At 64.1% G+C, this 11,082-nt stretch carries 11 protein-coding genes; 5 read left to right on the top strand and 6 right to left on the bottom strand.

Annotated elements, in window-relative coordinates; genetic code table 11:
- Window positions 1-94: 94 nt before the first annotated feature.
- The 3 genes from IEW22_RS18880 (at window position 95) to IEW22_RS18870 (ending at window position 2,897) form a co-directional block, all read left to right on the top strand.
- On the top strand, window positions 95-1,117 hold the full coding sequence (locus tag IEW22_RS18880; protein ID WP_229742903.1) for a cellulase family glycosylhydrolase: 1,023 nt from the start codon (window positions 95-97) through the stop codon (window positions 1,115-1,117).
- Between the two features lie 342 nt (window positions 1,118-1,459).
- Window positions 1,460-2,251, top strand: a complete 792-nt coding sequence (locus IEW22_RS18875; protein ID WP_373284256.1) for a glycosyl hydrolase — start codon at window positions 1,460-1,462, stop codon at window positions 2,249-2,251.
- A gap of 58 nt (window positions 2,252-2,309) precedes the next feature.
- A complete protein-coding gene (locus tag IEW22_RS18870; RefSeq protein WP_188588787.1) occupies window positions 2,310-2,897 on the top strand; it encodes a flavin reductase family protein in 588 nt (195 codons plus the stop codon).
- Window positions 2,898-2,919: 22 nt separating this feature from the next.
- Here the strand turns inward: IEW22_RS18870 and IEW22_RS18865 are convergent, their stop codons facing one another.
- A complete protein-coding gene (locus tag IEW22_RS18865; protein WP_188588785.1) occupies window positions 2,920-3,348 on the bottom strand; it encodes a MarR family winged helix-turn-helix transcriptional regulator in 429 nt (142 codons plus the stop codon).
- 86 nt (window positions 3,349-3,434) lie between these two features.
- Between IEW22_RS18865 and IEW22_RS18860 the strand changes: the two genes are divergently transcribed.
- Window positions 3,435-4,526, top strand: a complete 1,092-nt coding sequence (locus tag IEW22_RS18860) for an AbrB family transcriptional regulator (protein ID WP_188588783.1) — start codon at window positions 3,435-3,437, stop codon at window positions 4,524-4,526.
- 183 nt (window positions 4,527-4,709) lie between these two features.
- On the opposite strand, the gene IEW22_RS18855 is transcribed toward IEW22_RS18860, so the two are convergent.
- Together IEW22_RS18855 and IEW22_RS18850 are read right to left on the bottom strand one after the other, a co-directional pair.
- Entirely contained in the window at window positions 4,710-5,651 is a 942-nt protein-coding gene (locus tag IEW22_RS18855; RefSeq protein WP_188588781.1) for a PDDEXK family nuclease, read from the bottom strand.
- Window positions 5,652-5,961: 310 nt separating this feature from the next.
- Window positions 5,962-6,921, bottom strand: a complete 960-nt coding sequence (locus IEW22_RS18850) for a 1,4-dihydroxy-2-naphthoyl-CoA synthase (protein WP_188588779.1) — start codon at window positions 6,919-6,921, stop codon at window positions 5,962-5,964.
- 97 nt (window positions 6,922-7,018) lie between these two features.
- Here IEW22_RS18850 and IEW22_RS20420 point away from each other — a divergent pair, with 97 nt between their 5' ends.
- Window positions 7,019-7,153 (top strand): hypothetical protein, encoded by a 135-nt coding sequence (locus IEW22_RS20420; RefSeq protein WP_268235502.1) that lies wholly within the window; start codon window positions 7,019-7,021, stop codon window positions 7,151-7,153.
- 70 nt (window positions 7,154-7,223) lie between these two features.
- Here IEW22_RS20420 and IEW22_RS18845 read toward each other — a convergent pair whose 3' ends face one another.
- The 3 genes from IEW22_RS18845 to IEW22_RS20675 form a co-directional block, all read right to left on the bottom strand.
- On the bottom strand, window positions 7,224-8,471 hold the full coding sequence (locus IEW22_RS18845; protein ID WP_188588777.1) for a saccharopine dehydrogenase family protein: 1,248 nt from the start codon (window positions 8,469-8,471) through the stop codon (window positions 7,224-7,226).
- Between the two features lie 92 nt (window positions 8,472-8,563).
- A complete protein-coding gene (locus tag IEW22_RS20530; protein ID WP_308421421.1) occupies window positions 8,564-9,016 on the bottom strand; it encodes an acyltransferase in 453 nt (150 codons plus the stop codon).
- Window positions 9,017-9,183: 167 nt separating this feature from the next.
- The gene (locus tag IEW22_RS20675) at window positions 9,184-10,590 is read right to left on the bottom strand and encodes a sugar transferase (protein ID WP_188588773.1); all 1,407 of its coding nucleotides are present in this window, start codon (window positions 10,588-10,590) and stop codon (window positions 9,184-9,186) included.
- Window positions 10,591-11,082: the final 492 nt, after the last annotated feature.

The raw sequence follows: 11,082 nt of genomic DNA, 5'->3' as shown, positions 1-11,082 counted from the left end.
GCGGCTCCGCCCTGGGCTTTCGGAACCTGACTCACTACATCACCCGCGCACTGCTCGAGACCGGCGGATTCAGACCACAACTACACCCCGGATTGTGAAGAGCCCCTATACCTCCATGGCGATAGTCGCCCCACCAATCGTCGTGGCGACATCAACAGCTCCCGCATCGGCAGCACCGAAGGCACCGTCAATGGGTTTCGGATTCTCCGAAGGTGCCGCGATGTGGTGGCTGAGCACGTCGGATCTTTCACGAGAGCTGGATGGCGTCAAGAAGACCGGCGCAAAGTGGCTACGGATTCTGGTGGATTGGAGCAAGATCGAGACCAGTAGGGGTTCCTACAATTGGTCGCAACTCGACGCAATGATCTCCGCGGCCAGCTCGCGAGGGTTGACCGTACTCGCCAACATCATGAACACTCCGACGTGGGCGCGCCCGTCAGGTTCATTCCTCACAGCGCCACCGACCGACGACACCTATCTCGCAAACTTTCTGCGTGCGTTCGTCGGACGCTACTTCTGGAAAGTGTCCTACTACGAGATCTGGAATGAGCCGAATCTCCTACTGTTCTTCGGCGGAGCGAATGACCCCACTCGCTACACATCCATGCTGAAGACCGCTTACACGACGATCAAGTGCGCACAGTGGTGGGGAACGGTCATCGTCGCAGGAATGGCGCGTTCGGTCAGCGGACTCTCGCCGCTCACGTATTACCAGAAGATGTATGCCGCTGGTGCCAGATCATATTTCGACGCAACCGCGATGCATCCTTACGTGTACCCCTCAGGAATCTCGGCGAACCCGGAGAACGCGGTCAGCGACACTCTCGCCATTCGCAATCTCATGGTTGCAAAAGGCGACAGCAACAAGAAGATGTGGTTGACCGAAATCGGAGCACCCACGCTACCCTCCGTCGCCACAGGCGTGACGCAAACTGAACAAGCTAACGAGATCACCTCGGTGTTGGCGACGGCGGCCGACTATTCGTGGGTCGGTCCCGCCTTCATCTACAGCATCCGCGACTACGGCACGAGTCCAACGGATCTCGAACAGCACTTTGGCGCGCTCTACGACTACGACTGGAACATCAAGTCCACCGGTAGAGCGCTGGGACTCTAACCGCGTCGGAGCTGTTGTCGTGATTCTCGAGTGTCACGTAGTGCACTTCTATGTCACGATCGGTGCGTGATGCTTCGACGCACTCTGCTCTCAGCAACCGCCGCAATCTTCTCGGTCGCCCTAACGGTCGGTCTCAGTGCCCCCGCACAGGCTCGAGTCGTCGTTCCGCGGGCGGGCTATGGCTTCACCGAGGGGGCGGCGATGCTCGACCTTCCTCAGAGCGCGCTGGATCGCGAGCTCGACGCGGTTTCTCACACCTCCGCGTCCTGGTTGAGGGTCCTCGTCGACTGGAGCCGCACAGAGACAGCCCCCGGGAATTTCGACTGGTCAGCGGCTGATCGAGTGGTCAATTCCGCCCACCGTCACGGCCTGAGAATTCTGCTCAATGTCGCCTTCACCCCCGCATGGGCAGGCGGTGGATCCGGGCTCGCCAGCACCACGGCCCCTCGAAACGCTGCCGACTTCGGCAACTTCGCCGGTGCAGTCGCACGGCGGTATCAGGGACTGGCCTCCAGCTACGAGATCTGGAACGAACCGAATCTTCCGACCTTCCTCAATGCGCCCAACCGACCCGCAGCCTACGCGGCGCTTCTCCGTGCCGCCTATCCCGCGATCAAGCGCGTACAACCTGATGCAACTGTCGTGGCGGCAGGGCTGAGTCCCTCGACCGGGTCGGATTTCCCTGCGAGCTTCCTCGAGGCTGTCTACGGGTACGGCGCCAAGGGCTATTTCGACGCGACAGCCATGCATCCCTACACGTTCCCGTACGGACTGCCCGCGGACCCCTCGGGGGGCTGGCACAGCGTGGGCGCAATGCACGCGACGATGCAAGCACACGGCGATGGTTCCAAGAAGATCTGGCTCACCGAGTTCGGAGCCCCCACGAACTACACGGAATTGACGGCCGTATCACCCGTACTCGGCGGCGTGACCCCTGAGGCCCAAGCGGTGCAGATCGGCCAGATACTCGCTGCCGCGGCGAACACTCCTTACGTCGGCCCCGCCTTCATCTACAGCATCCGCGACATCGGTGGGGCGGATGCTCCTTCCATGCTCAATCGGGAGGATCACTTCGGAGCCCTCCTCACCAACGACTGGCGTCCGAAGCCGGCGGCAGGCTTGCTCGCACGGTGACCGCTTTTCCGCACGGCGGACAGTGTGGGGGGCATCATCAGTTCGTAGACTTCGCGTGATGCGCACCGTGATCGAGGCCGAGAACACCTCCACTGCCGACATGTACAAGCTGCTCACCACGAGTGTCGTGCCGCGGCCGATCGCGTGGGTGTCGAGTCGCTCGCCCCAAGGGGTCGACAACCTCTCGCCCTACAGCTTCTACACGGTTGCCTCCTCCGAGCCGCCGATCGTGCAGTTCACCTCGCTGGGTCGCAAGGACAGTTGGCGAAACGCGACGGATTCGGGCGAGTTCGTGATCAACCTGGCGCCCGAGTGGCTGACCGACCAGATCAACCGCTCGTCGGCTCCGTTCCCTCCAGAAGTCAGCGAATTCGAGGCGGTCGGTATCGAGGCCGTACCCGCCACCCATGTCGACTGCCTGCGCGTGCGCGACTCGCCCATCGCCATCGAATGCGTGCTGCATCAGACCATCACCGTCGGCAACGCCGAACTGGTACTCGGCCGGGTAGTGGCGGTGACCGTCGACTCCGAGCGACTCGCCGACGACGGACTCCCCGACTTCGGCACTATCAAACCGATGGCACGTCTCGGCCGCATCGAGTGGGGCAAGCCCGGAGAGGTCGTGCTGCACAAACGCCCGTCGTGACGCTCTCGCACGTGCAGACCTCCTAAAAATCAGCCAACTTGCCCAGCACCGGCACCGCGAGCATGAGGACCCCACGCTCGGTATCGGTGAGTTCGGCCATCGCCGAAGCGAGCCACGCATCACGCGTCACCCTGTCCCCGGCGAGGACTTTACGACCGGTGTCCGACAGATCTATGAGCTGACGACGACGATCCGATGGATCGGTGGTCCGGGTGATGAAACCCAGCTCGTCGAGACGGTTCATGCTCAGCGTCAGGGATTGCACACGCACCTGCGAGCGGTCGGCGAGTTCGGCAATCGTGGCGGTGCCGTGTCGATCCAGGTCACCGAGGATCGTCATCTGACTCAGCGTCAGCGCATGCGCGGGACGGTGCCGACGAGCCTGCCGGGTCACCGACATCATCGCCTCACGCAGACGCGTTGCGTCCATGACGTCTACTTCCTCGCTCATAGCAAGAGTGTACTTGCCAATTTCTTGCCCATCACTCGATCCATGCAGATTGGCAGGCCTCAATTAGCAAGAGTAACCTTGTCATCATGATGAGGTGGATCGCGTTGGTCGTGGTGACGGTCGTGGTGACCGTCGGCCTCGAGCAGCTCAATGTCCCCTCCGCAGCCCTGTTCGCCGGCCTCGTGGTCGCCGCAATCCTGGCACTTGCCGGTCGAGCACCTGGTCCGCGAGGCGACAAGCCACCGATCCCCCGCGCGATCGCCTTCACCGCACAGGGTGTGCTCGGTGTGTACATCGGCACGATGGTGCGTCCGGAGACGCTGAGCGGACTGGGCTCGGAGTGGCTGCCCGTGGTGGTGATGGGGCTCGGCACGCTGGCGCTCTCGATCATCGGTGGTGCGATCCTCGGATTGCATCGCCACGTCGATCCGCTCACCGGATCGCTGTCACTGGTGGCCGGCGGCGCCTCGGGACTGGTCGCACTCACCCGCGAACTCGGTGGCGACGAACGTATGGTCGCCGTCATCCAGTACGTGCGCGTGGCGTTGGTGACCGTCACCATCCCGGTGATCGCCACCGCGGTGTTCGGCGCACACACCGGCGGATCGGCCAGTACCGGTGAACACGGAAACCAGTGGTGGGGAATACTTCTCACCGTCATCTGCGTGGGAATCGGCATCCCGCTGGGCAAGCTCGTCCACCTTCCGGCTGCGGGACTGCTCGGACCACTGATCCTCACGGTCGTCGGCGAACTGACCCATGTGACCACGGGCGCAGCGGTCCCCACCGTGTTCGTGTTCCTGGCCTACGCGGTCATCGGCTGGCAGGCCGGTCTCGGCTTCACCATGGAGTCGCTGAAGTCGATCGGCAAAGTGCTGCCACTGGCCCTGGCCCTCATCGTCGCGATCGGCCTGGGCTGCGCGGGACTCGGTGCGCTGCTTGCTCTCTGGACCGGCGAGAGCCAGTTCGACGCCTACCTCGCCACCACGCCCGGCGGCATCTACGCGGTGCTCGCCGCGGCCGCTGCGGCCGGGTCGAACATCACCTTCGTGATCGGTGCGCAGATCGTGCGCGTACTGCTGATGCTGTTCATCGCACCGCTGGCCGCCCGCCTGTACAACCGTTACCGCCAACGCCGACACATGCATGTGCCCGAGGAGGCCACCGCGCCACGATGACGCGTGCCGCTGGCTGGGTACGGCAGGGTGCGTGCCTATCCGGCGCCACAGTGCCTACCCGATGCGGTGGTGCCTACGCAATGCCACCGTGCCTACGCATTTCGTAGGCACCACCGCGTTTCGTAGGCACCACCACCTTTCGTTAGGCACCAGCCCCGCACATATCCACCGACACGAACCCCATCACCCCACCCTTCGCGCACGCTCGAGTGCGGCCCGGATCCGCGCGATCACGACCTCGGGCGTGGACACGAGTTCCCGCCACGTCCACCGGATCACCTGCCACCCCTCGTCGACCAGCGCCTGCTGTCGACGCCGCTCCTGGGCGATCGTCTCGTAGGCCGTTCGATCCCCATAGACGCCCAGATATTTCCCTTCGCCGTCACACTCGCCGATCACGCGAGACTCGCGCCAGAGAAAGTCGACCCGCCCGAGGAAGCGACCCGCACTGTCGTACAGCGTGACCTGCAATTCCGGTGCCGGCAGACCCGACCAGCCGATCTCGAGCCGACTCAGTGACTCCAGCGGACTCTCCGACCGCCCGTCGACCAGCGCGAGCGTGCGTCGCGCACGTGCGACTCCCACTCCAGGAATGTCGGCAAGAACAGCGTGGACCTCATCGAGAGTGGTCAACGACTGCTGTAGGGCACTGTCGGCGGCCACCACCGCCGACCCGACACCTTCACTGCGAGCCAGATCGGCGATCGTCCGCGCGACGCTGGTCACTCGGGCGCCCACCACCTCGCTCACGTGATGTTCGGGCACCCGGCGATCGACGATCAGGTGCTTCGAGACCAGCGGACCACGACGCGCCTGCGTGTCGTCGCGCGCCAGACGCACCCTCGACAGGTCGATGTCGTGAATGGCGAGCCCGTGCACGGTCGCCGCCGACACGTGCGCGAGCGCCGACCGCTTCGCCACCGAGCGCAGCATCGCCAGCGCCCATCGTTGATGACGAATCTGCGGACTGTGCTGCCCGAGCGTCGCCGGTGCATAGAATCCGGTGCTGACGCAGACCAGACTCCCGTGCGCCAGCGCACGGTCGATCTCACCCCGAGTGAAGCCTCGGGCAAGCAGTTCCCCGCGGCTGAACACGTCGTCGACATCGGTCAGATGTGCTGTCATGACCCGAGCGTGTCGCATGGCTCCGGCACCCCGGCTCGACATCACCGGCAACGGACTCTGACCTGTGGACAGCTCGACAACTGTGGATAACCCCGGTGCGGCGTGGCCATCGGACGCGGGCGTGCCTACCCGATGCCACCGTGCCTACGCGATGCCACAGTGCCTACGCATTCCGCAGGCACCACAGCATTCCGCAGGCACCACAGCTTTCCGTAGGCACCACAGCTTCCCGTAGGCACCAACGCTTTTCGTAGGCACCACACCACCACGCGGCCCCGCCCCCGACGCAACCCAGTCCGACCCCCGACGATCAGTAATAGAACGGGAACTCGTCCCAGTTCGGTGGCCGCTTCTCCAGAAACGCATCGCGCCCCTCGACGGCCTCGTCGGTCATGTAGGCCAGGCGGGTGGCCTCGCCGGCGAACACCTGCTGACCCATCAATCCGTCGTCGGTGAGGTTGAAGGCGAACTTCAGCATGCGCTGCGCCGTCGGCGACTTGCCGTTGATCAGCTGACCCCATCGGATCGCCTCGTCCTCCAGCGATGCGTGCGGCACCACCGCATTCACCGCACCCATACGATGCATCGTCTCGGCGTCGTAGGACTGGCCGAGGAAGAAGATCTCGCGCGCGAACTTCTGTCCCACTTGTTTGGCGAGGTAGGCCGAGCCGTAACCGGCGTCGAAGGAGCCCACGTCGGCGTCGGTCTGCTTGAACCGGGCGTGTTCGGCCGAGGCGAGCGTCAGGTCGCACACCACATGCAACGAATGTCCGCCGCCCGCTGCCCACCCGTTGACGACGGCGATCACCACCTTGGGCATCGTGCGGATGAGTCGCTGCACCTCGAGGATGTGCAGCCGGCCGCCCTCGGTCTTGACCCGGGCCTCGTCGACTCCCTGGGCGTCGGCCGAGGCGACGTCGGAGTCGTGGCTCGTCGCGTACTGGTAGCCCGACCGGCCCCGGATCCGCTGGTCGCCACCACTGCAGAATGCCCAGCCACCGTCCTTGGGGCTCGGACCGTTGCCGGTCAGCAGCACCACACCCACATCGGGGGTGCGACGGGCATGGTCGAGTGCGCGATAGAGCTCATCGACGGTGTGGGGGCGGAAGGCGTTGCGCACCTCGGGACGGTCGAAGGCGATCCGGACGATTCCGTTCGCGCGCCCCTCACCGACGTGGCGGTGATACGTGATGTCGGTCAGATCTCCGAATCCGGGCACGCCCTGCCAGTGGGACGGGTCGAACGGCACATCACTGCGGGCTTCATCCATGGCGATCAGCCTAGTTGCGGCTGCGAGAGCCGAAGTCTTGTGGTAACGAATACGCAATTTTCAGCGATCGCACAGATTATCGGCGCATCATGGAAGCGTGCTGACAGGAATCATCATCGGCGCGATCCTGATCTGGGTCGCGGTGTCGATACCTGTCGCCCTGCTGGTGGGCCGGATCGCCCGACGTCGCGATACCGTGGAGCACAATCCACCCGCGCGCCGCGCCCGCTGACCCCGGTCGCGAGCCGACCGATCCTCGCAGTTCACCCGCCGGCGTCAGCCCCACTCACGGCTCAACCCACTCACAGCTCCACACTGTCGAACACCATCCCGGCCTCCTGAAGACGCTCGATCAGCGGGTCGCCCATCGCCGCCGCGGGCGTCAGCACGCCTGTGCGCGACGGCAGCTTGTCGCGCTCGAGCGCCAATGTGAGCGCGCTCTCGCCGAGCATCATCGCGGTTGCCTTGTACCCCGGGTCGCCGGTTGCCGAGACCTGCGCACGGAAGCGTCGGCCTGTCGTGGTCTTCGTGAAGATCTGCATGGTGAAGTAGCCGCGTTCCCGGGACTTCTCGTCGGGGCCCTCTCCCGGCTTCGGCAGAACCTTGTCGAGGATCTTGCGCGCTGGCGGCAGTGCCATCGCGCCGAAGAACGCTCCCATGCCCGCGCTCAGCGCGGCGGCCGCAGCCGTCGAGAGCACCGGATTCTTGCCCACTGCCATCGCCTCGGCATAGCGGAAATCCGCCCCGTAGGCACCGTCGAGCAGCGCGTTGGTGCGTCGCACGATGCGGGTGTTGTGACTGGCCATGAAGAACGGCGCGAGCGTGCCGGTGAGCGACGGGTCCACCCGTGATGCCGACACCAGCGTCATGTCGCTGCGCTCGGCACCCCGCTCTGTCCTGATCACCTCACCCGGACCCGAGGACAACGAGTGCGGGTTGACCATCAGTCGACGGATCTCGGGGTCACGCACCTCGTCGGCGATCACCCGCATCGAGTCGATGGTGCCGCCCGACAACCCGCCGCGCATCGCCTTGACCACCAGCGTGGTGTCGGTGAGGGATCCTGCATCGGCGGCGGTGACCGCGCGGTAGAGGTAGTAGACACCGAGATCCGACGGCTCGGAATCGAAGCCGCAGGAGTGCACGATCCGCGCACCCGATGCCTGGGCGACCTCGTCGAATTTGTCGATACTCCAGCGCACGAAGGGGACCTCGCCGGTCAGGTCGACGTAGTCGGTACCGGCGGTGGCCGCGGCCGCGACCAGCGGTTCGCCGTAACGCAGGTACGGCCCGACAGTCGTGCACACCACCTGCGTCCGCGCGACCAGCTCGTCCAGCGTCGAGGGCGCATCGGCATCGGCGATCAGCAGCGGCCAGCCGGCTGCCGATGCGGGCAGGCGCCCTCGCACGGCTTCGAGCTTGGCGCGGTTGCGACCAGCCAGGGCCACTCGGACGCCGGACGGGGCATGGTCGGCCAGATACCGGGCCGTCAGTTCCCCGACGAAACCGGTCGCACCGAAGACAACGATGTCGAACTCACGCGCAGACATGTGTCCGAGGGTAACGGCAAACTCGGACACTCATACCCCGGTACGCATCGACGGACCGATGCTCGTGGCGGCAGGGGTGTTGACGCCGGAGGTCACGCAGGGAGGACACCGGTGCCCTCGAGCGACCAGTCGACGTCGTCACGCACCGGTCGAGCCGGATTTCCCGCCACGAGCGTCTTGGCAGGCACGTCCTTGGCGACGACCGACCCCGCCGCGACCACCGCTCCGTCGCCGATGGTCACGCCTTTGAGAATCACGGCGCGCGCACCGATCCACACCTTGTTGCCGATGGTCACCGGCGCCACGCTCGGGCTTCCGACGATGCAGTGATAGTCGGTATCGCTGATCACCACATCCCAGGAAATGGCGCAGTCCGACCCGATCGACACCGAATCCACACAGAAGATCTCTGTGCGCCGGTTCACAAAGGTGCGGTCACCGATCGAGATCCGACACGATCGACCATCGAGGAACAGATGGACCCGATCGTAGAATTCCACATGGTCGGACAGCAGCAATTGTCCTGTCCCCGTGTGGTTTTCCATGGTGACGCGACCCCGCAGCGCCAGGCGCCTGCCACCGCTCACCGCGGCTCGATGGCGCATGGACCATACATATCCCCTGGCGAGTGCGATCAGTCGTGCATTCGACGGCATCGCCTGAGTGTGAAGGACCCGTGCCAAGATTTCGCGACGGCGCGAGGTGATCTTCGCTACTCTTCCGGGCTACTTTTCGATCGCAAACTAACGACTACCGCACACGCCACGCCGATGGAACCGCACCACCCCACAGGCGCGGTTCCATCGGCGCGACTCGTCAGTAGGCTCCATCCATTCGCAAGACCGAGGTGAATGTCTTGGCGATGATCGCGAGATCGCCTGTCATCGACCAGTTTTCCACGTACATGAGGTCGAGCCTCACCCGTTCGTCGTCGGTGATGTCCGAGCGACCCGACACCTGCCACAGTCCGGTCATACCCGGTCGCACGAGAACTCGCCGTTCGACGAAGTTCACATACTGCGAGCCCTCCCCTGCGACCATCGGCCGCGGACCGACGATGCTCATCTCCCCCTTTGAGAACGTTGAACAACTGAGGAAGCTCGTCGATACTCGTCTTGCGGATGACACGTCCGATGCGGGTGATCCGTGGGTCGTCCTCGGCTTTGAAGAAGGCATCGTCATCGAGACCACGAGCCGCGCGCACCTCCTTGAGTCGAGCCTCGGCATCGGTGACCATCGAACGGAACTTCCACATCTTCATCGGCTTCCCACCGACACCAACCCTGTTGGCGCCGTAGAGGATCGGCCCTCGATCACCCAGTTTGACCATGAGCGCCACACTGATCATCACCGGAGACAGCAGCACCATCGCCATCATCGAGACGACGATGTCGAACAGTCGCTTGTGGAGGTTCATCGCGCGGTTGTAGGCAGGCTCGTCGATCTGGAGCAGAGACGTCCCGTTGAGCTGGGACATCGCCATACGTGACAACGCCACGTCGCCGACGGCCGGCTCCACCGCCAGGGCCACGCCACGTTCGTGAAGTGCCCAGCTGAGATCACGAAATGCCCAGCTCTCCAACGATGATGTGTCGGCGAGTATCACGATGTCCGCATCCATCGCATCGACCGCAGAGAGGATCGAGTCCACCGGGTCAGGCCCGCATTCGACGGCAAACGGTACCCAGCCGCCGCCGGTATCGCCGACGTCCACGGACCGGACCGCGAGTTCGGAACCGTTGAGCCACGCAACAACCGAGAGCCCCAGACGATCAGAGTCATGTAACGATCCCTCGACCGACGGCAGCCTGTCGGGAGCGACTACCACCAGCGCACGCGCGACGCCGACTCCGACTCGCCAGTTCTTCTTCAGCGACCGTCCTGCCAGGTGGTGAGCGAGCATGCAGCCGAACACTCCGAACGACAGTGTGATCACCAGCATCGCGCGCGAGAGCTGTACACCGGTGACCAGCTGCAGCAGCGCGACAACGCCGAGGAAAACTGCTGCGGCAACAAGGATTCGGCGGTACTCGGTAGCCCCGACACCGATCATCATCCCGTCGGCGGTGCGATTCGCCGCCGTGATACCTATCCACAACAGCGCAAGAACACCCGCCACACAGACGCTGAAGACAAATGAACTGTCAAGCGCATGGGGAAATCCTGCACGGATTATCGAACCCGCAAGACAGGCGACGGCGATGATTGCCAATTCGAAGAACCGTAAGCGACGTGCTACCCGAACGCGGAGCCGCCGCGACGCCGGCATATCCAACGCAGGCGACGGCGAGTCGATCGAGTGCAGATGAGGAAAATCTTGTAGTGCAGGCATCGAACTCACCTGAGTGGGCACACTGGGTGCCTCATATCCCGCGATATAGTGCGGGTCCTCGCCGATCCGATGAACCTGTGACAAACCGACCACCCCAGAGTATTTCGAGTTCTTTCGGCTGAGGAGCGGCATCACATGTCCCCCATGGTCTCGCCCCCCACCAAGGGAGAGTACAGAGAGCCGTCAACCCGTGCAAGCAACGTTGTCTCGTAGGAGGGCTTCGAACTTTTCGCGTGGGGTGTAGAAGCCGAGTGTCTGTCGGGGGCGTTCGTTGAGTTC

The sequence above is a fragment of the Gordonia jinhuaensis genome (assembly GCF_014639795.1).
Classification (GTDB): Bacteria; Actinomycetota; Actinomycetes; order Mycobacteriales; family Mycobacteriaceae; genus Gordonia_B; species Gordonia_B jinhuaensis.
Note: the sequence above shows the minus strand (reverse complement) of the source record. Positions and strands in the feature narration are given on the sequence as shown.